The 22869-nt window shown below is 45.2% G+C and carries 25 protein-coding genes; 6 read left to right on the top strand and 19 right to left on the bottom strand.

What is annotated here, in order from left to right:
- The first annotated feature begins 6 nt into the window (after nt 1-6).
- On the top strand, nt 7-591 hold the full coding sequence (locus tag OH460_RS11375) for a LysM-like peptidoglycan-binding domain-containing protein (RefSeq protein ID WP_008220517.1): 585 nt from the start codon (nt 7-9) through the stop codon (nt 589-591).
- 50 nt (nt 592-641) lie between these two features.
- Here the strand turns inward: OH460_RS11375 and OH460_RS11380 are convergent, their stop codons facing one another.
- The 11 genes from OH460_RS11380 to OH460_RS11430 form a co-directional block, all read right to left on the bottom strand.
- Entirely contained in the window at nt 642-1490 is an 849-nt protein-coding gene (locus OH460_RS11380; RefSeq protein ID WP_269997123.1) for a DMT family transporter, read from the bottom strand.
- The gene (locus OH460_RS11385) at nt 1490-1942 is read right to left on the bottom strand and encodes a GNAT family N-acetyltransferase (RefSeq protein ID WP_269997124.1); all 453 of its coding nucleotides are present in this window, start codon (nt 1940-1942) and stop codon (nt 1490-1492) included. Before OH460_RS11385 ends, OH460_RS11380 begins: the two co-directional genes overlap by 1 nt.
- Before the next feature lie 57 nt (nt 1943-1999).
- On the bottom strand, nt 2000-2566 hold the full coding sequence (locus tag OH460_RS11390; RefSeq protein ID WP_008220511.1) for a Crp/Fnr family transcriptional regulator: 567 nt from the start codon (nt 2564-2566) through the stop codon (nt 2000-2002).
- Nucleotides 2567-2637: 71 nt separating this feature from the next.
- Nucleotides 2638-4392: a lysophospholipid acyltransferase family protein gene (locus OH460_RS11395; RefSeq protein WP_269997126.1), complete on the bottom strand. Its 1755-nt coding sequence runs from the start codon at nt 4390-4392 to the stop codon at nt 2638-2640.
- Nucleotides 4393-4404: 12 nt separating this feature from the next.
- The gene (locus OH460_RS11400) at nt 4405-4848 is read right to left on the bottom strand and encodes a hypothetical protein (protein WP_269997128.1); all 444 of its coding nucleotides are present in this window, start codon (nt 4846-4848) and stop codon (nt 4405-4407) included.
- A 10-nt stretch (nt 4849-4858) separates the two neighbouring features.
- Nucleotides 4859-5296, bottom strand: a complete 438-nt coding sequence (locus OH460_RS11405) for a YHS domain-containing (seleno)protein (protein ID WP_102425663.1) — start codon at nt 5294-5296, stop codon at nt 4859-4861.
- A gap of 12 nt (nt 5297-5308) precedes the next feature.
- A complete protein-coding gene (locus OH460_RS11410; RefSeq protein ID WP_269997129.1) occupies nt 5309-6058 on the bottom strand; it encodes an NRDE family protein in 750 nt (249 codons plus the stop codon).
- A gap of 2 nt (nt 6059-6060) precedes the next feature.
- Nucleotides 6061-6603, bottom strand: a complete 543-nt coding sequence (locus OH460_RS11415) for a hypothetical protein (protein ID WP_269997130.1) — start codon at nt 6601-6603, stop codon at nt 6061-6063.
- 19 nt (nt 6604-6622) lie between these two features.
- Nucleotides 6623-7756: a D-alanine--D-alanine ligase gene (locus OH460_RS11420; protein ID WP_269997131.1), complete on the bottom strand. Its 1134-nt coding sequence runs from the start codon at nt 7754-7756 to the stop codon at nt 6623-6625.
- Nucleotides 7753-8340: a DedA family protein gene (locus OH460_RS11425; RefSeq protein ID WP_269997132.1), complete on the bottom strand. Its 588-nt coding sequence runs from the start codon at nt 8338-8340 to the stop codon at nt 7753-7755. Before OH460_RS11425 ends, OH460_RS11420 begins: the two co-directional genes overlap by 4 nt.
- Nucleotides 8341-8626: 286 nt before the next feature.
- Nucleotides 8627-10603 carry a bifunctional 2',3'-cyclic-nucleotide 2'-phosphodiesterase/3'-nucleotidase gene (locus tag OH460_RS11430; protein ID WP_269997133.1) on the bottom strand — a complete coding sequence of 659 codons (1977 nt, stop codon included), beginning with the start codon at nt 10601-10603 and terminating at the stop codon, nt 8627-8629.
- 412 nt (nt 10604-11015) lie between these two features.
- On the opposite strand from OH460_RS11430, the gene cysD reads away from it, so the two are divergent.
- From cysD to cysC, 4 genes are all read left to right on the top strand, one after another.
- Nucleotides 11016-11960 carry a sulfate adenylyltransferase subunit CysD gene (gene cysD, locus OH460_RS11435; protein ID WP_258166798.1) on the top strand — a complete coding sequence of 315 codons (945 nt, stop codon included), beginning with the start codon at nt 11016-11018 and terminating at the stop codon, nt 11958-11960.
- A gap of 18 nt (nt 11961-11978) precedes the next feature.
- A complete protein-coding gene (cysN, locus tag OH460_RS11440) occupies nt 11979-13409 on the top strand; it encodes a sulfate adenylyltransferase subunit CysN (RefSeq protein ID WP_061033918.1) in 1431 nt (476 codons plus the stop codon).
- Nucleotides 13410-13474: 65 nt separating this feature from the next.
- Complete coding sequence (locus tag OH460_RS11445; RefSeq protein WP_008220492.1) at nt 13475-15199, top strand: SLC13 family permease; 1725 nt, start codon at nt 13475-13477, stop codon at nt 15197-15199.
- 24 nt (nt 15200-15223) lie between these two features.
- Nucleotides 15224-15844 carry an adenylyl-sulfate kinase gene (cysC, locus tag OH460_RS11450; RefSeq protein WP_008220490.1) on the top strand — a complete coding sequence of 207 codons (621 nt, stop codon included), beginning with the start codon at nt 15224-15226 and terminating at the stop codon, nt 15842-15844.
- Nucleotides 15845-15990: 146 nt separating this feature from the next.
- On the opposite strand, the gene OH460_RS11455 is transcribed toward cysC, so the two are convergent.
- The 7 genes from OH460_RS11455 to OH460_RS11485 all read right to left on the bottom strand — a co-directional run bounded on the left by OH460_RS11455 (nt 15991) and on the right by OH460_RS11485 (nt 21602).
- Nucleotides 15991-16899, bottom strand: a complete 909-nt coding sequence (locus tag OH460_RS11455) for a TIGR03899 family protein (RefSeq protein ID WP_032498533.1) — start codon at nt 16897-16899, stop codon at nt 15991-15993.
- Nucleotides 16900-17325: 426 nt separating this feature from the next.
- Nucleotides 17326-17841: a DUF3299 domain-containing protein gene (locus OH460_RS11460; protein WP_061033917.1), complete on the bottom strand. Its 516-nt coding sequence runs from the start codon at nt 17839-17841 to the stop codon at nt 17326-17328.
- 14 nt (nt 17842-17855) lie between these two features.
- Nucleotides 17856-19115, bottom strand: coding sequence for an ABC transporter permease (locus tag OH460_RS11465; protein WP_008220483.1), 1260 nt, complete (start codon nt 19113-19115; stop codon nt 17856-17858).
- Nucleotides 19112-19828, bottom strand: coding sequence for an ABC transporter ATP-binding protein (locus OH460_RS11470; RefSeq protein WP_269997142.1), 717 nt, complete (start codon nt 19826-19828; stop codon nt 19112-19114). Before OH460_RS11470 ends, OH460_RS11465 begins: the two co-directional genes overlap by 4 nt.
- A gap of 140 nt (nt 19829-19968) precedes the next feature.
- Entirely contained in the window at nt 19969-20628 is a 660-nt protein-coding gene (gene zrgA, locus OH460_RS11475; RefSeq protein ID WP_269997144.1) for a zinc uptake protein ZrgA, read from the bottom strand.
- A gap of 41 nt (nt 20629-20669) precedes the next feature.
- Nucleotides 20670-20960, bottom strand: a complete 291-nt coding sequence (locus tag OH460_RS11480) for a DUF2607 domain-containing protein (RefSeq protein WP_269997146.1) — start codon at nt 20958-20960, stop codon at nt 20670-20672.
- A 90-nt stretch (nt 20961-21050) separates the two neighbouring features.
- On the bottom strand, nt 21051-21602 hold the full coding sequence (locus tag OH460_RS11485; RefSeq protein ID WP_061033934.1) for a YtfJ family protein: 552 nt from the start codon (nt 21600-21602) through the stop codon (nt 21051-21053).
- Between the two features lie 252 nt (nt 21603-21854).
- On the opposite strand from OH460_RS11485, the gene OH460_RS11490 reads away from it, so the two are divergent.
- A complete protein-coding gene (locus OH460_RS11490; RefSeq protein ID WP_008220470.1) occupies nt 21855-22055 on the top strand; it encodes a DUF1107 family protein in 201 nt (66 codons plus the stop codon).
- A 110-nt stretch (nt 22056-22165) separates the two neighbouring features.
- Here OH460_RS11490 and msrA read toward each other — a convergent pair whose 3' ends face one another.
- Nucleotides 22166-22795 (bottom strand): peptide-methionine (S)-S-oxide reductase MsrA, encoded by a 630-nt coding sequence (gene msrA / locus OH460_RS11495; protein WP_269997150.1) that lies wholly within the window; start codon nt 22793-22795, stop codon nt 22166-22168.
- Between the last annotated feature and the right edge of the window lie 74 nt (nt 22796-22869).

The following is a 22869-nucleotide window of genomic DNA, read 5'->3' on the forward strand; positions in this document are numbered from 1 at the left end:
AGTGGTATGAATCGTCGTCAAAAGAAAAAGCAGAAAGTTGACCACTTAGCAGAACTCAAGGATCGACTGAATCAGGTCAAAGAGAAATTGAGCTCGATCGATATTAAAGGAATGAAAACCTCAGCAGTGCAAACTTGGGGCTCATTACCAAAATTACACCAAAGATTATTAATGGTGATTTCGCCGATCGTTCTTATCCTACTTGTTGTGCCGTTGCCTGAACCTAAAGTAGAGGCAACTCCGGTTACATCTCGCGTTGCGCTAGAGATAAATACCGTTGGGCTGAGCGAACAGCAAAACACCAAGAGTAGCTCATCAGAGCCGAGCAACAATAATTGGCAGGAATACCTAGTTAAGCAAGGTGATACCTTGGCTCAGGTTTTTCGAAACAACGATCTACCACTGTCTGATTTAAATGCGCTAGTGCGTATTGAAGGCGCAGACAAGCCACTCAGCCAGATCCGCAAAGGTCAATTAGTTCGATTCAAATTAGCTGAAACCGGACAACTTGATATCCTGCAATTAGAGAAGGGCGACACATCAGTTATGTTCTTCCGTTTATCTGATGGTGGTTTTGGCCGCAGCAAATAGGTATCTTGCGTGAGTTACGAACTCAACAGTACGAACGAGACAAAAAAGAGCTAAGCATTAGCTCTTTTTTTTGGTCGCTTGAAAGGCGCGAGCGGTAAGATGATCAACATAATACCAATGAAGGTTAGCGTATCAGGGACCTCATCGAACCATATGGCGCCAATTAACGCGACAAACACCAAGCCTGAATATTCAGCGAGAGCAATCTGGCTTGAGTGCGCTTTTTGGTAGGCTGCGACCGCAAGCCCGTTGTAGCTCAGTATTAGCGTTGCACTTAGTGCTATGTATCCAAGATGTTCTAAAGATACCGGTTGCCAATACAGTAAGCACAGTAGTAACGAGGCTGGGATAGAGAAGAGGGTTGTCCACCACAACGTGGTCACCACAGATTGTTCACTAGGGAGCTTTCGTACCAATACATTGAACAGGGCAAGCGTTAGTGCAGTCCCCAATGCAAACAGTGCTGCCCAGTGAAATTGCGATGGCCGTAAAACGATTAGCGCGCCAATAAAGCCGACAGTGGTGGCGATGACTTTGCCAAGCGCAGGCTGCTCTTTGAGTAGAAGTACTGACAGAGGCAGCATCAACAATGGGGCTACGTAAAATACCGCGTTAGCTGTCGCTAAGGACATATGGGTGATCGCGACCACCATACACCCACTGCCGATTAGGATCAGCTGTCCTCGGACTAAGGTGACTTTAGCTTGCTGTAAGCGGCGTTGTGCTTTGCTTTGGCTCAGCCACAGAGGGGTAATGAGCATTAGGGATATCAACTGACGGAAAAAAATATACTGAAGAGGCGGTACTTCACCATTCAATAATTTTACCGCTACGTCAGAGAGCGAGGCAAACAGGTTGCCCGCAATCAACAATAGGATACCGACAGTGATATTCGACATTACTTCTCTAATCTCATGTCTACGTGCGGAATATCATCTTCCAAGTACATTTCAGATATCGTCTTGAATCCATGGTTAGCGTAGAAGCTTTCTAGGTGTTCTTGTGCACCAATATCGATGGTCGTGTTCGGCCATAATGCCTCACAGCGAGTTAATGCTTCTACCAGTAATTTATGCCCTAAACCGTTGCCTCTTGCTGATAGTTTGGTGGCAACTCGGCCAATACTGGCATTGTCATAAGTCGTGCCAGGTGGTAATAAACGAGCACAAGCGATGAGTTCTCCGTCCGCATAGCCCATTAGGTGCTGAACACCTTCAAGGTTATCTTTGCCATCGAGCTCTGGATAAGGGCAAGTTTGCTCAACCACAAATACATCGACTCGTAGTTGCAGCAGTTGATAGAGCTGCTGTGTTGAAAGTTTAGAAAAGGGAATAGAGTGCCAAGTGATCATGTTTACATCCAGAGATTATCGATGCTTTGAATGTACTATGCACACTGACTGTTGGCATTAACTATTGTTAATTCGACCTTTAATTCTACTCAAGCTTATCGCGGTTATTCCTAAGTAGGCAGCGATTTGATTGTCGTTGAGGCGTTGTTCTAGGTCTGGGTAGTGCTCGCAGAAAAGCTGATAACGTTGCTCTGGGGTATAGAGCAACATGAAACGCTCTTTGTTTTCCTTGTGCATCAGCTGGGTTTCTAACAACTTTAAATACAAAGGATTATTAGAGGCGCGCCACTCGATCACGGCCTTCATTGGCAGTTCTAATAGCGTGATAGGCGTGAGGGTTTCAAGCAGGTAAGGGGACGCTTGGTTTTTTATCAAGCTTTCAAAGCCGATGATCCAGTCTTGCTCCCAGTAGAACTCTTTGCTGTATTGCTTGCCCTCATCAGTGAGGTAACAAGCGTGGCATAAGCCTTCAAGCACGAAGTAAATTGAGCCCGCCATCTCTCCTTGGTTAATAAGGATGTGTCTGGTTGGTAGCTCAAGAGGCTTGGCGACAGCGACGAGCGATTCAATCTGACTTTCTGAGAAGTCGAAGCTTTGCAGTTGTTCGATAAAAGAGGTGTGCATGAATATAACCTAACCCAAATAAGTGCTGAAATCATCGCACTTATTTGAGTGTAGGTACAGTTCGAGCTAAATCAGCGTTGGGTGTGCTGCTCTAGGTAATCTTGAGCAAGCTCTCGACCCATGTACTTACCTAAGGTTTTCAATGGTACCTTCTTAAGGTTCACCACAATCAAACCATCTAGCGCATCATTAAACGATGGGTCGACGTTAAAACACACCAGCTTGCCATTCATTCCAAGGTATTGGCGCAATAATACTGGTAGGCCTTTTCCTTGCTCCATGCGTGCTAACACTTTAGAGAGCAGAGGCACACTCGCCAGTGACGATAATAGATGATTCTGCCAGAACACATGACTACTGGTATTGAGCGGTGAAGAAGGGGAAACCAGACTTGCCTTTTCCTCATCATAGTGGTGAATCGATAAGGTAGTCGCGATCAACAAGCGCGCATTGTGGCTGTAATCATTGCTGATACTGACCGGGCCAAATAGATGAGTGTATTGAGGATGTCGAGACACAAAGGTCGCAATGCCCTTCCATAGCAGTAACAGTGAATTAAGGCTCTTTTGGTAAGGTTTACTCACGACAGAGCGACCAAGCTCAATGCTGTTGTCTAACGTATCGATGAACTCCTGGTTATAGTTAAACAGACTTCGAGAATAGAGTTGGTCCAACCCGTGCTCTGCGATTAACTTGTCGACCATACCCAGTCGATAAGCTCCGACTAATTCGGCCTTAGCTTTGCTCCACACAAACAATTGATGGTAGTAAAGGTCATACTCATCCAAGTCACAGGCAAGCCCACTGCCTTCTCCAACTTCACGGAAACTCTCTTCTCTGACTCGACCAATCTCACGCATTAAGTTGGGAATAGATTGGCTTGGCGTGCAGTAGACCTCGAAGTCACCTTGCTCGAGCAGTTTCATCTCTTCAGGGAGTGAGCTTATCTCTATTGCCAATACTTCGGGTGATATTGGCGCTATCACTTGGGTATCGAAAGAGGGTGCGTGGATTGGCGTGTTCGGACTATCTTGTTGACTCATTAGGTAGGTATTAAGTCGTAGGTAGTTGACGATATCCATCTCTTTTTCAAACGATTTAATCTCTGAATACGGAATCGATGAGCCAATCGAGATAGAGATAGTTGTCGCTTGTTTATTAAGAAGTTCACGCCCGAGTAGAGCGGTTCTCAACAGTGGATGTACACGACCCGCTTGATAGAAAAGCTCACTGTTTTTGCCATTGATAAAGATTGGAACCGTCGTCGCTTGATGGCGCTTAACAAACTTAGCAACTGACTTGCTCCACTCGATGTCGGTAAGTGTTTTTGCTCCTTTGCGGTAACTGGATACTTCTCCGGCTGGGAACACGATCAGCAGCCCACCATCAGCTAGGTGATGATTGGCATCTCGAATGGCTTTGGCATTGGTCCTTTTTGATTCTTTACCATTAAAGACATCAACACCAATGAAAAGATCATCCAGTTCAGGTAGCCGTTTGAGTAACTCATTCGCCAACACCTTCACATCCTTCCTTACTGATCCTACGAGATCAGCTAGGATCACTCCTTCAATCGCGCCGAGTGGGTGGTTCGCTACAATCACAACAGGGCCTTCTTCAGGAATGTTTTCCGTGCTTCCCGATGCAATAGAGTAGTCGATATTGAGTGCTGACAAGGTGTAATTCATGAATTCGAAGCTAGATAACTCGTCTTGTCGATCTTGATAGAGTCGGTCTAGCTTAGATAGCCCAGTTGCCCACTCGACAACAGACTCACCCAAGCCAAAAGGCGTGTAACGTGGTAAACGAAAAGGACTATCAATCATAATGAAGCTACCTTATTGACTAAAGTTGTTTAAGAAACCGTCTTGACTCTTGAAATCTTTCACAATTAAAAACGCTCCGCATAACCAAACCAGGCATGCCATGCCAAACAATAACCCGCCGTCGTAACCGACTATCTCGCCTGCTGCATTGAACTCAGGCATTTGAATACCGAGTGGTGTAAACAGGTGGAAAAAGATTGCTCCACTCATGATCCCCATACTCAGAATGGCACCCAGGCCATGCCAGCGAGTGAACAGTAGAATGGCAGCAATCAATTCAGCGATGCCTATCAAATAGCCGCCAAACGAACCGAACCAGCTTAAGCCTGACCATGTCGCGAGCGTGCCAAATATATGCTCTGTCTCGTATGAGCCGGTGAATTTAAAAAACAACGACTGAATGAACACAAAAGCGATAAATGCTGCCGGGAGATGTTTAGCAGGAGTGAATGTCATGGTTATTCCCTTACTTAATCAGCTTCGGCCAAGCTTTATCGGCTTGTTGAATATGCTGTGCACGGTCTTTCTCCCAAGTTTCTTGAATCTCTTGGTCGTAGTTCAGGTAAAGTTTGTCATCCACTATGGTCCAATATTGCGGATCACCTGGTGCAAAGTCGTTTTTTGCTGAAACGGCCCATGCGCAATAACCACCATATTGAGGGGCATATTTTTCAGGATTATTAACAAATAAAGTCAGATTCTTTTCAGAAGAGAAATACCAATCCGCGCCTTTGTATTCAGTGCTGAATTGTTTACTGCCTTCAACAGGCTTACCTGAGGTGAAGTAAGCCACGGTATCGTAGCCATCGAGAGCCTTGCTGCTAAAGAAGCCGGTATAGATTTCATCGGCGGCAAATACGTACGGGCTAACAAGTAGCATGACCATAGTGATTAGTTTTCTCATGATGGACTCCATCTATAGATTGATTGCTGGTGATAAATCGAAGGTAAAACGCTGCTGATTTATCTGGCATGGTTTGATTGGTTCGCAAGGTGAGCCGGGTGCATAAAACATCGAGGCATGACCATGCAGATTACGTAAATGGGTAAAGCTGACTGTGTGTGCGTCTTCACGATGCATACAGGTTGCTAAATGGGGCTGCTCATTGTGATGGTGAGAGTGAAACTTAAGTAGGTTTCGCTGATTTTTCTCTGTTGCGACGAGTTGATCGTATTGGGCTTGTCGGTATGCTTGAACTCGTTCTAAATCAACACCGGATGAGAATAGTGGTGAGTCGGTTTCCACTATTTTCTGTTGGATGCCGTCCCACATATAGGCAATCACCACACCATTGTTCTGCGTCAAATTTGGAGCAAAAGCCAGTAGGGTAAATGGGGCAAACGAGTGTAGGTTGAGTCGATTAAAAGCCTCTGAAAGCTGACTGATATTACGACTCGATGATAGGTTCTTCAGTAACAAACCACGGCTGACTAATGGGCCGACTGGCACCATGCCTTGATAGTTATTGAGTAAGCATAGTGAAAGCCCAAACTCGTTAATGCTGATCCAGCTACCACCGCCCGTTGGGTCGAGTGGCATGATGATATCGACACCGTTAACCTGGTATTGTTTAGGGGGCATCGCCAATGCTCGGGTCTTTTGTTCATCACGATTAAAAAAGACCTGATAGCCATTTTCTTCAAGCAACCAAGATACTGAACACATGATTATTGCTCCCTCAGATAGCTGCTAGTGGTAGGGGCATAACCAAAGGTGTTACAGGTTTCAACATCAAGGAAGGTGGTGATCACTTTGATCATCGCGTAATGATGATTAGCGTGCAGCGCTGCAAAGGTTATCTCCCTTTCTAGTGTTGAAGGTAGGCTAGCAAACACTTGAGTATCCATCGAAACCTCAGTTTGGATCGTGATAGGTGCTTCTAGATCATGATGGTCTAATCGCTCCAGCCAATTGATCACGTAGTGGATCTCTTTGATTGCCATCGACCTATCGTATTCGACTGGGTGACCACGACGACGAGTGTTGTAATCAATGGTCGCATCCTCTTTCAAAATCAAAGCGTGAAAAAGATCCAGCGTATGGCGAGTATGCTCACCAATAGAGCTAGTGACATGTGGCTTAGCACTCGTTAGATAATCGCTATCAGAAATCGCTGTCAGAAACTCTAGGCCTTGATTCAGTATCTCTACCGCTCCCTTGATACTCGGAGATACAGCGGCAAAGGCGCTCGGCTGGGCTATCGGGTTCATGCATGTTCCTCGTATAAAGTTAGTCGGTGGTCGGATATTGTTGAACAAGGCGTCGCTCTTCTTGCCACGCGTTAAATAGGCTCTTAAAAGATGGAGGCTGGTGGCCTCGCTGTTTCTGTTGAGCGCCGATGTCAAAAAGAATGCGGTATTGTCGAAGTAGAGTAGAAAATATCTCTCGCAGTGGGGTGTTGCGATCCCATATGTGTCCAGCCTCGCTGCTTGCACCATTGACTTCAAGGATAGTGAAATCCTCACCTCTCATTAGGCTGTGCATGTCCTTAAACTTGACGTCGAGTCGACCAAAGTGGAAGCCATCGAAGTCGTCAAATATTTCATCTAAACGTTCGGTTAGAGCCTGAGTGATGTATTGATTACCATCTCGGAAGATACAGCCACGGCTATGGCTACCTGCAAACGCAAGCTGGAACTCTTCGCCCTCTGCGAGTACTTGATCCAACTTATTTTCATGTCTTGGTAGATACAGGTGACTGAGCTGCCCAGCTCGCGGGTTATCTTCTATTAATTGCTTGAGTGTCGAAGTGCCATCGCCAGTCACCATTGGCGAATATTTGAGAGTGATCGAAATGATCTCGCCTTGTTTGCTATTCGGGTAACGAACATAAAAAACACCAGCCTCAGCTTGATAAGGCGCCTTTTCTTGCAGCAAAAAGCGAGCATGATTTGGGAAGGATTCAATATATTGCTCAAGTTGATCTTGGTTATTGAGCAGCTTGACGCCCACACCTCGGCAACCAAGATCCGGTTTCGCCACAATAGGGAAATCAAGATCCGATTGGATGAGTGCACTGCGCGCATCTTCTGCTTGTTTCTTACTGCTGAGATCGGTTTTGGTGAGGGTGATAAACGGCGAGATCCAGTGCTGGCTTGACGATCCGGCAAGGCTCAGTATCTCGTGTTTTGACTCACCGACCATGCCACTGAGTTTGATGCTCGGATTAGCGATCAGCGGCAGCGCCCAATTAAAATGCCGTAACCCTTGCATCAGGCTTTGAATGACCACTGGCGTGTAGAAAAACCAAGTTGGAAGAAACTCATAAGGAGAGACACTACGCACAGTATCTTCTTCAAGCAGAGGCATACCTGCATTAATTTGATGTGCTGGAATGATGTGAATATCTTGCGGTGAACTCATGATAGTCCTCTAGAGTAGGTTTTATTCATTAATCGATTACCGACAAACAACAAAGCGATGGCACACGGGATGACGATCCATTGATATTCAGAGGCTTGCAGCCACGCTGATGTCCCTAAATAGTAGATGGCAGAGAAGACAATGCCAGTCCATAACGCGGTGGCGCCGATCACGGCAAACAAGAAAGTAGGGAGAGGGATGGCGAAAAAACCACTTAAGGTAAAACCAACCGTGCGTAGCCCAGGAATAAAGCGGATAACAAAAAGACTGCTGAATGCGTTTTGACGTAATTTGGTGCGAAGTGCACGAAAGTATCGATTGGTGAGTGCCTTATAACGAACGCCTCTAAAATAACGCCCTGATTTACCAAGGTAATAAAGACCAAGATCCCCGGTGGCAATGCCAATGAAAATTGCAAGTAACGCATATTGCGGTGGGATGAGTGCTTGAGTCGCTAAACCAGCCGCCGTAACAATCGCCAGATCTTCAAGCAGGTAAGAAAGCGCGATAATGCCAAGCATCAGCCATAGCAGCGACTCCTCCCCTGAATTTAACCATGCTTGAATGCTCTCGACGGTGCTCATCAAATGTCCTTATCTATCCTATAGATGAATGGCTTATCGACCATTCATTGAGTGTAGTAAATTAAATAGACAGGAGGAGCTGAGAAAAACTTACAGCGAATTGCTGCTTTTTTACGTTGATTGGATTTAATAGGTGATTTGAGGTGTGCGATATTAGGCGAAGAATGAGCAGGAGTTTAAGCTTCGCAAGTTAAGGCTTTACACTGAGAATTTAGATAAGAAAAGAAAAAGGCTGAGTCGTTAAACTCAGCCTTTTAGAAGGTTAACTATTGATTACTAGAGTAATCTATTTAGTTAGATCAATTTGGTAAACGCCGAAACCAACATCGTCAGTGGCAACACGTTTCATTGGGTATTGACCCTTCTCTTTGATGAACTGTGCCGCTTTCTCACTTGGCGACGTTTCAAAGCGGATATCTAGCTTTTTATCCGTTTTGATTGGTGCGAATGACCAGTTGTTGTCAGCTGTTGGGCTCACTTGGCCTTGCTCTTTGCTTACGCGAGAGATGTAGTTCGCCAGTACAGTACGGTTCTCATCTGGTGCATCAAATGCGATGAAGTCTTCACCTGTGCCTGGGAATTTAGCGCTGTAAGCTCGGTAGTTGTTGGTTGCGATCAGGAAGTCTTGCTTCATGTCGATTGGCTTACCTTGGTAAGTTAGGTCAACAATACGCTGAGAATCAGGGTTAACCACTTTACAGTTTGCATCGTATTTCGCAGGCTGAGTTACGTCGATTTGGTAATTCACACCGTCGATAACATCGAAGTTGTAAGTACGGAAGTTATCCCACTCAATCAGCTGTTGTGGTGCTGTTGAGTTCACATCGATTTGGTTGAATTGGCCAGCAGAACACTCAAGCCACTCTTTTACTTCGTGACCCGTTACCTTCATCGCAACTAGCGTGTTCGGGTAAAGGTACAAGTCAGCCGCGTTACGGAATGTTAGTTGACCAGATTCCACTTCAGTGAAGTTTGCTGGGTCATTCTTACGACCGCCTGCTTTGAATGGTGCCGCTGCAGAAAGTACTGGTGTACCGTCTAGATCAGGGTCGCCTTGGATGAATTGCTCAACGTAATCTTTTTGTGCAAGGTTAACGATCTGTACGGTTGGATCGTCTTGTACTAGAGACAGGAAGCTGTACATCACGTCATCTGCTTTACCAATTGGTTGGTTTACAAAATCACGAGTACCTTGGTGGTCTTTTTCTAGTGCAGTTACGATGCCTTCATCTGCTGCAGCCAGTGATTTCTTCTCGATCTTGTCGTAGATAGGGCGAGCTTCAGATTGGCCTTTTACGACTTCCCACTTACCGTCTTTTTGCGCCAGTGTTAGGTCCATAACACCTACGTGGCTACCCCAACGACCTGGCATTACTGCCGCAACACCGTTCATAGTGCCGTTTTCGTTGTCAACGCCTTGGATGTTGTCGAAGCCTTTACCTGGGAATACGGCGTGAGAGTGACCGAATGCAATCGCATCAATACCTTCTACTTCAGATAGGTAAAGCGTCGAGTTCTCTTCGCCTGCTTTGTATGGGTCTTGAGATACGCCAGAGTGAGGGATCGCAACGATAACGTCTGCGCCTTCAGCCTTCATTTGAGGTACTAGCTCGTTCGCTGTCTCAACGATGTCGCGAGCGATCACTTTACCTTCAAGGTTCTTTTTATCCCACGTCATGATTTGTGGTGGAACAAAGCCGATGTAACCCACTTTGATCTCGTGCTCTACGCCAGCTGTATCTGCGAACGTGTGTGTCTTGATGATGTAAGGCGTGAAGTAGTGCTCTTTTGTTTCAGCATCGTAAACGTTTGCACTGATGTATGGGAAATCAGCGTCGTTGATAGATTCTTCTAGGAACTCTAGGCCGTAGTTGAACTCGTGGTTACCGATGTTCGCTGCATCATAGCTTAGCTGGTTCATTGCTTTGTAAGCAGGGTGAACTTCACCGGCAACGATGCCTTTGTCTGCCATGTAGTCACCCATTGGGCTACCTTGCAGTAGGTCACCGTTATCAACTAATACGCTGTTTGTTACTTCGTTTTGAGCTTCTTTTACTAGAGTTGCAGTACGTGCTAAGCCAATTTTTTGTGATGGCTTGTCTTTGTAGTAGTCGTAATCCATTAGGTTAGTATGGATGTCAGTTGTCTCTACGACACGTAGTTTAATCACTTCATCGGTATCTGGTGTTGTTGTGCAGCCTGCGAGTGTCAGACCAAGACCTGCAAGTACAGCCAATGATAAAGGTTTCATTGCAACTTTCATTTTGTAGCTCCAAAGTGGATAGAAGAAAATTCGTTGCGTAATGTAACAAAATGGAATGAAACAATGATTACAACGAATGTTAATTCGTGACTTAGATCGATTACTTTATGGTGTTCTGCAAGATGCCTCCCAAAGCTGCTCAATCCATGCACAAATGATATCGATAAGATTAGTCCATTCATTTCACCTGGTTATCTATTTATTACACGCCTTATCAGCTTTTCGAATAAAAAATGAAATTTTAGAATTTCCAGTAATATGAGCGGCTCGTCATAATGCCTATATCAAGGACGTATCAGGCAGATGAATAGCAAGGACAGCTCAATCGAAGCTTCTGTTTTCTTCTAGTGCCAATACTCCCATTCACTAAGTGGATGAGCTAAATCCCTTGCTTGGTGAGACCAAGTAATGAATTGCTCGTAACGCGAGCCTTAAAGGAAGCACTGAAATGGACCAAGAACGTTTAACCCACCTAAAACAGCTAGAAGCGGAAAGTATTCATATTATCCGTGAAGTGGCGGCTGAGTTTGATAACCCAGTAATGATGTACTCCATCGGTAAAGATTCTTCTGTGATGCTTCATTTAGCTCGCAAAGCGTTTTACCCAGGTAAGATTCCATTCCCGCTGTTACACGTTGATACGGACTGGAAATTCCGCGAGATGATTGAGTTCCGTGACCGCACAGCCAAAAAGTACGGTTTTGACCTTTTGGTACATAAGAACCCTGAAGGTCTAGCAATGGGGTGTAGCCCATTTGTGCACGGCTCTTCTAAGCATACCGACATCATGAAAACTCAGGGCCTTAAGCAGGCGTTAAACAAGTATGGGTTCGATGCTGCTTTTGGTGGTGCTCGTCGTGATGAAGAGAAATCTCGAGCGAAAGAGCGTGTTTACTCTTTCCGCGATAAGAACCACACGTGGGATCCAAAGAACCAGCGTCCAGAGCTTTGGCACACTTATAACGGTCAGGTTAACAAGGGCGAAAGCATCCGTGTATTCCCTCTATCAAACTGGACTGAGCTGGATATTTGGCAATACATCTATCTAGAGAGCATCGATATTGTTCCACTTTACCTTTCAGATAAACGCCCGGTGGTTGAGCGTGATGGCATGCTGATCATGGTTGATGATGATCGTATGGAGCTGCAAGAAGGTGAAGTGATTGAAGAGAAAAGCGTTCGTTTTCGTACTTTAGGCTGTTACCCACTAACCGGAGCGGTTGAATCTGAGGCGAATACGCTAACAGGCATTATTGAAGAGATGCTGGTGGCGACGTCCAGTGAGCGTCAAGGTCGAGCGATTGACCATGATCAGTCGGGCTCAATGGAGCTGAAAAAGCGCCAAGGTTATTTCTAAGAATCTAAGGAAAGAAAAATGAATAGTGCAGTAGAAGCCGAATTGGCTGAACTAGGGATTGAAGGTTATCTGAGTCAGCATCAGCATAAATCTATGCTTAGATTCTTAACTTGTGGCTCGGTGGATGATGGAAAAAGTACGCTAATCGGTCGCTTACTCCATGATACAAAACAGATTTATGAAGATCAGTTAGCAGCGGTTCACTCGGATAGCCAACGAGTGGGTACCACAGGTGAGAAGCCTGATTTAGCACTGCTTGTTGATGGCTTGCAGGCTGAGCGTGAGCAAGGCATCACCATTGATGTTGCTTACCGCTACTTCTCGACGCAAAAACGTAAATTCATTATTGCTGATACCCCAGGGCATGAGCAGTACACGCGCAACATGGCAACAGGCGCTTCAACGTGTGATCTGGCGGTGATCTTGATTGATGCTCGTAAGGGCGTTCTGGATCAAACGCGTCGTCACTCGTTTATTTCTAACTTGCTTGGTTTGAAGCATTTCATCGTTGCAGTGAACAAGATGGATCTCGTGGATTATTCACAAGATCGTTTTGAAGAGATTCGCGATGAATATCTAGAGTTTGCAGAAAACCTAGAAGGCGAAACTAACATTCAGATCTTGCCGGTTTCGGCGCTTGAAGGCATCAACGTTGCTGCACCAAGTAAAGAGCTAGCATGGTTTGAAGGCCCATCTCTATTGGAAGTGTTAGAGAACGTTGATATTGACCAAAAACGTTCTGCGGGTGAGTTCCGTTTCCCAGTGCAGTATGTGAATCGTCCTAACTTAGACTTCCGCGGCTTTGCCGGTACTGTGGCTTCTGGCCGTGTCAGCGTTGGTGATGAAATCAAGGCGTTGCCATCAGGAAAAACTTCTAAGGTTGCACGTATCGTAACCTTTGATGGTGATTTGGAATCTGCCCAGGCGGGCTTGGCGGTAACGCTGACCCTTGAAGATGAAATCGATATCAGTCGTGGTGATTTGATAGTGTTGGAAAACGCTCAGATTGAATCAACTAACCACGTATTGGCAGACATCGTGTGGATGACAGAGCAACCACTGCAACCGGGCAAAGCTTACGATATCAAGATCGCCGGTAAGAAGACTGTTGGTCAGGTTGAAACGGTTCGTCACCAATACGATATCAACAACCTCTCGACTCACGAAGTCGATGAGTTGCCACTGAATGGTATTGGCTTGTGTGAGTGGTCATTGAACGAGACTGTCGCACTGGATAAGTACCGTGAAAGTGCCGATACCGGTGGCTTCATCGTTATTGACCGCCTAACCAACGTGACAGTTGGTGCGGGTTTGATTCGAGACCGTTTGGACTCTGTTGAACAGCAAGTCGGTAACTTCTCTGCATTTGAACTTGAGTTTAATGCATTGGTTCGCAAGCACTTCCCGCATTGGGATGCCAAAGATTTAAGCCAACTACTGAAGTCATAAACGACTGAGTAACAGCTTATTGAATCAGGCGGAAACTGATCGTTTCCGCCATAAAGGACGGGTATATGTGGCAACAAGGATTTGTATTAGCGATTTTGCTCGGCATTATTACTTGCCTGCTCGTTACCCGTATTAAGCCAAGCTTTATTTTTGCTGGCGCGGCGTTTATAGCTTTTATGGGCGGGATGATCGACCTTTCGAGCTTAGCCAATAACTTCACTAACTCTTCGTTACTGACGTTAATTCTTTTGATCCTCGCATCGAGTGCGTTGGAGAAAACTCGCTTGATCAGCTGGGTTAGCCGTAATATCTCTGAAGGTAGGCTAGGCACAGTGGTGGCAAAGTTGGGTATCTCTACAGCGCTGCTTTCTTCCTTTACCAATAACACGGCTGTAGTGGTCTCTTTGATCGGTGCGATCAAACGTAATCAGCAGCACGCGCCTTCTAAGTTACTTATTCCTTTGTCATACGCCGCTATTTTGGGTGGAACACTGACATTGATCGGCACCTCAACCAACTTGATCATCAATAGCTTTGTTGAAGATGCAGGATTGCCGAGCCTAAACTTTTTTACACCCACTTTGATTGGTTTAGCGGTCTTGGCTGGTGGCGTGTTGATCCTTATTCCTCTGAGTTACTTCTTACCTAGCTACGATGATGGATCGCAAGATGATCTACCTTATTTCTTAGAAGCCAGAGTTGAGCCAGGCTCTCCGTTGGTTGGTCGTAGTGTTAGTGAAAACAACTTAAGAGCATTGCGAAAACTCTTCTTAGCGGAAGTGATTCGTGACGGTAAAACCACCGCCTCGATTGACCCTGATTTTGTATTGCAGGCTCGAGATCGCTTGCTGTTTTGTGGTGATGTAGAGAGCGTGGCAACACTACAAGAAATCCAAGGTTTAACCCTATTTGGTCAGCACCACCTCAACGGACAGAGCTTTGTTGAAGTAGTGGTGAGCTCGTCGGCAAGCTTCTGTAATAAAACATTGAAAACCAGCCAGTTTAGAGACCGGTTTGATGCGGTGGTCGTGGCGATTCGTCGTGGCCATGAACGTCTTGAAGGTGGTTTGGGTAACATCACGCTGACGGCAGGTGATACCTTAATTCTGGTGCCTGGCAAACGTTTTGAAGAGCAGCGCCAGCAACACAACAAAGAGTTTGTGTTGATGAATGATTTGGATTCGAGTGCCAAGCTTGATGCAGATAAATCGGCACTCGTGCTACTCGGTTTCACCAGTGTGATTGGCTTAGCGCTGCTTGATATGGTGCCGATAATTAAAGGCTTAGCTGGGTTCTTATTGTTGCTGGTAGCATTTGGTATCGTGCAGCTGAGTGAGCTTCGCCGCCGCTTTCCGGTTGATATTGTTGTGATTGTTGGGTCTGCACTCTCTATTGCTCAACTGATGATTTCATCTGGCTTATCTGAACGTATGGGGCAGATGTTTATGGAGGCCTTTAATGGCTGGGGCGTATTTGGTGCCTTGGTCGCGACTTATCTGATGACTCTGATTCTGACAGAGTTAGTCACCAATAACGCCGCAGCGGCACTCTCTTTCCCGATCGGCTACAGCATGGCGGTAGGCTATGGCGTTGACCCAATGCCATTCATCATGGCGGTATTGTTTGGTGCGAGTGCCAGTTTCATTTCGCCATACGGCTACCAGACTAACTTACTTGTTTATAGCGTAGGTAATTATCACCTCACAGATTATCTGCGCATCGGTATCCCAATCTCGATTGTTTACTCGGGCTTGGTACTGACCCTAATTCCTTACTTTTTCCCATTTTAATGCTGTTTATTTAAAGGACTATTTATGACCGCAGTACTCAAACACAAAGATGAGAATGTTGTGTGGCATCAACACTCGATTGATAAAGGATTCCGCGCGGATCTGAAATCACAAAAGCCTGCTGTGCTTTGGTTTACTGGATTATCTGGTTCTGGTAAATCGACAGTAGCTGGAGCACTTGAGAATCGCTTAGCGCAACTTGGTTACCATACCTATTTACTGGACGGTGATAATGTTCGTCATGGTTTGTGTAGTGACCTTGGCTTTTCTGAGCAAGACCGTCGAGAGAATATTCGTCGTATCGGTGAGTTAGCTAAATTGATGGCTGATGCTGGTTTGATTGTACTGTCTGCGTTTATTTCTCCTCACCAAGCTGAAAGGCAGCTGGTACGCGACTTATTGCCTGAAGGGGAGTTTCTTGAAGTGTTTGTGAATACACCATTAGAGGTGTGCGAACAGCGTGACCCTAAAGGCTTATATAAGAAAGCACGTGCGGGAGAAATTCCTAATTTCACGGGGATTAGTTCGACTTACGAAGCGCCACAGAATCCTGAGATTGATCTACCTGCAGGAGAGAAGACGATCGATGAATTGGTAGAGTTGTGCATTGATGCGTTAGAGAAGCGTAACATTTTAGCCAATTGAGACCGCTGGTATGACTAAGGCTGCCCATCAGTATGTCTGCTTGCCCGCTAAAAGCAGTGCAGCCTTACTCTACCGAGACAAGAAACCTATCCTCTAGATTCTCTTTTTTCTTCTCAATATTTTTCAGTTTTTACACCGTCTATTATCTAGACGGTGTAGTTCACACTGCTTTTCACTTCTGTCTGCACCGTGAATTTTTGGCTCAATAGCGCAATCAATTGGTCGTAATAAGGCATGTTGGGTTTATTGCCAAGCAAGGTACACAGTTCGTTGCCAGTAGGGCTGAATCGGTAGTACACCAACTTCACGCCTTTTGATAACGGCGCCAGTGACATGCTCTTACCTTGATACGTCAGATGCAATGCAGGGTCGAAGTCGATCTCTCCAGACTCTAGCTCCGTGCCTAGAATAATGCCAAGTTCAATCAAGTGGAGAAGACTAGAGTAGGGCAGGTTATGCCCACCAAGGTTAATGGTGTTGGTGGTGTCTCTTTTACCAAAACTGAACAGCCCTGCGTGAGACTTAAAACCAAGCAACAGCTTTTTACTGTTGTCACTACCAAAGCTACAACCCAGTGAAGCAGCTCTCTGCAAGGTCAGTGCTTCCTTTGGTGTCATATCTTTTAGGATTTGCAGCGCCTTCATCGACGTAGAGCCTGGGTTGGTGACTTCTCTTTTCAATACCTGAGCCCAGAGCCTTTGCATCGAGGTATTGTGGATCTCTTGTGCCATATCGAAAAAGCGATATAACCAGTCCTGATCCGGGTCGCCAGCAGCTTCATCTTTACATGAAGAGTGGGCCAGTTTCAGGATCTGCTCTAGGTTCTTCTGGCGCAGCTCCTTACGTTTCTTCTCTCGCAATAACGCTCGCTCAATCAGAGTGCTAGCGGCTTTATCGTTCGTTTTTTCGCTATGACTAATTAAGGAATCTAAACCGAAGCTTTGGGCAATGTGCAGCATTCGACTGGCACTGTCGGCAATATGAGGCTTTTTCTCATGCTTGTGCTGTGTGTCGCTAGCATGCTCAATGATCACTGGCTGTTTGGTTTCTGACATAAGAGTACCGTTAGGAGACGAATCAATACCAATCGTAGTCATTGCTCTCAAGGCTTTTCCCTACGCTATTGCAGATCACTGACTTACTGAGATTGGTATAACTGTCTAAAATGTAACTCTTTATCTGATTGGTGGCTAGATTTTGCGTGCAGAGTTGAAGACTTCAACAAAATTTTACTTTTGATAATGATAATAAAATGTTAAATTTGTTGTAATTATCAAGGAGGAGTTATGAATCAAGTCAATGATAACAAGCTGAAAAAGCAGCTTGGTATAGGTTTATTACTCGCGACTTATGTGGGTGTGCTAGCTTATTTATCTAATTACATTGCGTAATTTAGAGGAACAATATCGTTATTAAACTGTTATTGAATAACTTGGTTTATTCAGTGACGGCGGCTCATCGCTGAGCCACCCTCCAAACGACTACATGTCGTCGTATTCTTCAATTGCAGTACCTTCAATCAGATAGCCCGTTTGCGCTAGATCGTGACTGATAGATTCTGTTTTCAGCGTACCTACCAAATAGATAACATCCCACAATTGCTGGATTGGCGCGCCCTTAGGGAACTTAACGTAAATAATTTGGTTCGGTGGCGGTGGTGGAACATGGATACATGCACCAAAGTACGGCACTAACAGAAACTCAGTGATCATATTCTCATCGCCTTCCAATGGAATCACAAACCCTGGGATCTTAACCTTACTGCCGTTTAACTCCGGACGAACCGCTCCAAGTGTCGACTGTTGAGGCTTTTCCATACTGTTATGGTCAACCATCGGCATGCCAAACGAATCTAGTTGAGCGCGCTCTGATTCTGGAATCAAATCAATCCATTCGAGTGTTAATACCGATTCCTCATTCTGAGGTGTTTCAGCGTGAGCTGTACTGATAAATGGGAACATCATTAGCCCAAGTATCAGTAGGAATTTGCGTTGCATCGTAGGTTCCTATTTTAGATTCGAATCGTCATGCCATCAGACAATGACTGGCGGTAAGCCCTGAAAGCGGGAATGAAGCCGATAATTATTCCGGCAATTTGCACCAGCATAAGCAATTTCCACTCGTGTGGTGTGATTGCGGATATCGATATGTTGATACCATAACTTTGTTGCACAATAGGAGCAACTACTGCGATTAGAGCAAACAACACTGCAACGCCTAATGTGATGCCTAAGAAGGTCAGAGCACTGGCTTCACTAATCAGCAAACCAAATACATGGCGAGGCCTTGCGCCCATTGCACGCAGGATAGCCATCTCGCGACGTCTTTCTTGCAAGCTCGTTAGTAGGCTACTCAGCATTCCTAGTAAACCGGCAACCACTACAAACCCTGAAACAATCAGCAATGCTTGCTCTGCTACGGCCATCATGCCCCATAATTCATGCAGAGCAATGCCCGGCATAATTGCGCTTAACGGTTCTTGGCGGTAGTTATTGATTTCTCTTTGCAGTGCGAAGGTTTGAATCTTTGAGTTCAAACCAAGCATCATCGCGGTGATTTGCTGAGGCTGGAAATCGTAGGTTTTCAAGGTTTCGGCATCTGGGGTATGCCCTAGGTTGGCACCCGACTCCCAACCAACGTGAATTGCTTCGATCGCTTCTAACGATACATGCACGGTTTTGTCTACTGGCGTTCCTGTTGGTGCGAGTATTCCGACAATCTTGAAGGGTAGGTTATCGTGTCGGCTGAACGCCACATCACTGATACCGTGTGCAAGAATGATTTGATCGCCAATCTTGTAATCTAACTTTTTCGCGACATCGGCACCAATCACCACATCAAATAGCTCATTAAACTCTTTACCTTGCTGGAAAGTAAGTGGTTGCTTACTTCCATAGCGGTAGTTTTCAAAGTAGCTATGGTTAGTACCCATCACACGGAAGCCTTTATGAGAATCACCCAATGAAATAGGGATCGCCCACTTTACGGCTTTGTGTTGGCTAAATTCTTGATAGCTTTTCCAGTCGATATTGTTGGTCGCATTGCCAATTCGAAATACAGAATAAAGCAGAAGGTTTACCTGGCCAGAACGGCCACCGACGATCAAGTCAGTACCTGAAATAGTATTGGCAAAGCTGCTCTTGGCTTCGGTTCTCACGCGCTCTACGCCGAGCAATAGAATGACAGACACTGCCACGGTAAGAATGGTCAGAATAGCTGTGGCTTTACGATTGAGTACGCTTTTTAAGGCTAAGTGAGTAATTACTTTCATACGACAACCTTAGCTTGGTTAACGGTTTTTAAATCTATGGTTCGAGTGAACAATTTTTCGAGTGTTGGATCGTGACTCACAAAGATAAGAGTAGAACCAGCTTGGTTAGCTTGTTCTAGCAACAGTTCGATAAAGGCTTCTCGGTTGTCATGATCCAATGCGGATGTTGGTTCATCTGCAATGATGATTTTAGGTTGGCCAATTAGGGCACGGGCTGCGGCGACACGTTGTTGTTGGCCAATACTCAGCTCAGTAACAGGTTTATCCATTAGGGCTTGAGGCAGCTTTAGTCGTAGTAATAAATCTTGAGCAGTGGCTTGTAGGCTGTTCTTACTTTCTGTGACTTGTTGCTTGCGAATAGTTGAGAACTGGCAAGGAAGCGTCACGTTATCGATTACTGATAGGTAAGGAAGCAGATTAAATTGCTGGAAGATATAACCTATATGGTCGGCTCTGAATTTGTCTCTTTGACGAGGTGTAAGCTGAGTCAGATCTTGACCTAAAATAGAGACTTCACCTTGCTCGGCTTGGTTGATTCCAGTCAGCAGCCCTAGCAATGTAGACTTGCCACAACCACTTGGCCCTTTTATGAAAAGGTGCTCTTGAGCTTGGATCTGCAGAGAAGGGATCTCTAGTGTTGGTGGTAATTCAGGCTTCCAACGAAAGCTAATATTTTCGAGTTTGACCACAAGTGATGAAGTGTCAGAAGACATGCGAGCTCCAATAATTAAAGCGGTGTATCTACTGGACAGCAATTAGAAGCATAAATTCCTTAGAGCACACCGATTTGAACAGCCAAGTAAGTAGGTACTTACTTGGCTGCTTATTTACGTTTAATCCGATCTAGGAGTGGTTAGAATCGAAAACTAATGCGCTCTGCGTTAAGAACTTCTTGTACTTGAGCGGTATCTGTTAGTAGGTTCACCGTCATTTTTTCAGTGTTGCTGAACTTAGAGAACCACTGAGTGTTAACTGTGTCTAGCTTAGCTACATCTGAACATTGGTAGTGGTACTCAACCGTGAACTCACCGTGGCCACCTTCAGAGTGGTCATGACCTTCATGATCGTGGTGGTCATGGTCTTTGTGGTCGTCATGATCGTGCTCAGCGTGGTCATGGTCTTTATGGTCATCATGATCGTGCTCAGCGTGGTCATGGCCTTCGTGGTCATGTCCTTCATGCTCATCATGATCGCTTTCTAACGTGTTCGACACTGATTTAAATTTCAGAGTACAGTTCGCGTTGTTAAAGCTAAATAGCTCGTCTGGCTTGTTTAGTTGCGCGATAGCTTGTTCAAACACTTTCTTTTGCTCTGCTGTTTCTGGAGCGTGCTCAAAGCCAACTACGTCAGCACCCGGGGCTGTCACTTCAACAAGCAGTTCTTGTCCGTCTTGAGCGATGTTTACTTCAACCTGACCATGTACGTGTGCACCGTGAGAGCGGAATTCTTCGTTAGCTAGAACATTAGTAGAGACAGTCATGCCGATAACAACGGCTAAAATAGAAGGTTTCATGTTTTTTTCCTGAATAAAGGTTAATTAAAAAGTAGTGGTAATTAAGTAATTTTGACAGGAGGAGAGCGCGCTAGATAAGCGAAATACAGGCGCTGTAGTGAGGTTACTGACTCCGTGATAACAACAGTAAACTCTGAATGAAACTCTGGAACTTGTGGTAACGAGTGCGAGGTAATGAACTGATTTATGGAAAACAGCTCACAGTGGTGTGAGGTGTGATGCTCTGGGTCAATATCCACCATATGTGTTGCTGCCAACACGCTTAGCATGAGCATAAGCCCAAGCAAGAAGCTTGTTTTGCGTTTCACATTGTTGGGGGTGTTTTGCCACATGAGGATGATTAACCACAGAATTAAAAAAGGATACTGTTACAATATAACAATATCCTTTGATAAGGTCTCGAAAAAGACGCGAATATCTGATTAAAGGCTCGCTTTAATCAATTCAATAACTTGCGTTACCTCTGATTCGTTAAGTGCGCCTTCTTTCACAAACAAGATTTTACCTTGTTTGTCTTGCACGATAATTGCTGAGCTCTCTTCTTTTAGAGCCCATGACGAAGCAACGGTGCCATTTTCATCAAGAACCATAGACGACCATGGAAATTCTTCTTTGCTGCTTTCAGCTGATGATTTTACAAAAGAGCCTGTGCCCCAAATTGCATCATCTTGGTTGATAATGGTGGTGGTTTGGTAGCTATCTTCTGAAAATTTGGATGCTGTAATTGCTGCCATCAGTGGTGCATTAAGCTCTTTAGAGCTGCTGCGGCCTGCGATAGCTTGAACGACACGGACTTTACCCAGAAGATCCTTGGTTGCCCAAGCTTGATATCCTGTAGCTCCGTCTTTTAGTACGATTTCACCATAGTTGCTAACATCAACGGCAGGAAGAGTTGAACCTACAGATAAGTTGTGAGCATTGGCGAAGAGTGGAGAGGCTGCGGCTAATAAAGCCAGTAGAGTTTTGTTTTTCATTATATTTTTGTTCCGCTTGTTGGTTTGCATTGGAAGTATAATATGAAATTTGAAAAATGCCTCTTTAACTTTTTTATCGTACGATGTAGAAATAAGTTGCAGGCTTGTTACCAAAGGGTATAATGCAACGATATCAAGATAAACAACAGATTATCTTGCTGTTTGCTAAAGGAATTAGCGATTAAATGTGCTTAGAATACGGTCGTGTTCAGGTGCGTGACAGTAGTACTCAAATGGAATTGAGGTTGTAATATGTTAAGAAAATTTTCTACTTACCGCCCACATCAGGTGGCGCGTTTCGTTAAAGTCCTATTCAAAGGCCAGTTTGCCATCGAAGGTGTCGGAGAGTTCCGTTTCGACCATGGTAAAGTGCTGCTCCCTGAAGTTTCAGATAAACAAAAGCTCACTATTTTTAAAGAAGTTAACGGCACGATTGCTGCTATGCCGATGTAATTAAGCTTTATTGATTGGTATTGCTTCAAATAGATTAACAGCGAAAAGGGCTTCCGAATGGAAGCCCTTTTTTATGGATATCGTTTAAGGTAGTACAGCCTGACTGCCCTTTATTGTGGTGGGAAGCAAACGCCTGTTCCGCCCAATCCACAGTAGCCGTTAGGGTTTTTGGCTAGATATTGCTGGTGGTAGGTCTCAGCAAAAAAATATTTCCCTGCAGGCAGAACTTCCGTTGTGATTTCGTTGCCTAAAGAATCGGTAATGGCTCTTTGGTAATCTTGGCGAGATTGTTCAGCAATGGCTTGTTGCTCTTCACTGAAGGTGTAGATAGCCGAGCGGTATTGTGTACCTAAATCATTACCTTGGCGCATCCCCTGAGTTGGGTCATGACGCTCCCAGAAGGTCTCAAGTAGTTGTGCTAAAGACGTTTTCTCGCTATCAAAAATGACACGAACGACTTCAGTGTGGCCAGTTTGTCCGGTACACACTTGTTCATAGGTTGGATTTACTGTGTAACCGCCAGCGTAGCCCACTGATGTAGAAACCACACCGTCCAATTGCCAGAACAGGCGCTCAGCGCCCCAGAAACATCCCATACCTAATAACACTTGTTGTTGGGAACCAGAAGGAGCGGCGAGTAAGTCCGTTTGGTTAACGAAATGGCGCTCAGTCATTTGAATTGGAGCGGCATTTCCCGGTAATGCGGTTGCTGCGGAAACCAGTTGTTGTTTGTTTAGCATGTTATATTCCTTTTCGCATACGTTTACCGTGTCGGCTTTTGTAACTGTAGGCGTATTTAGCTCTTGGTTCGTAT

Source organism: Vibrio sp. Makdt, from assembly GCF_027587015.1.
Taxonomy (GTDB): domain Bacteria; phylum Pseudomonadota; class Gammaproteobacteria; order Enterobacterales; family Vibrionaceae; genus Vibrio; species Vibrio chagasii_B.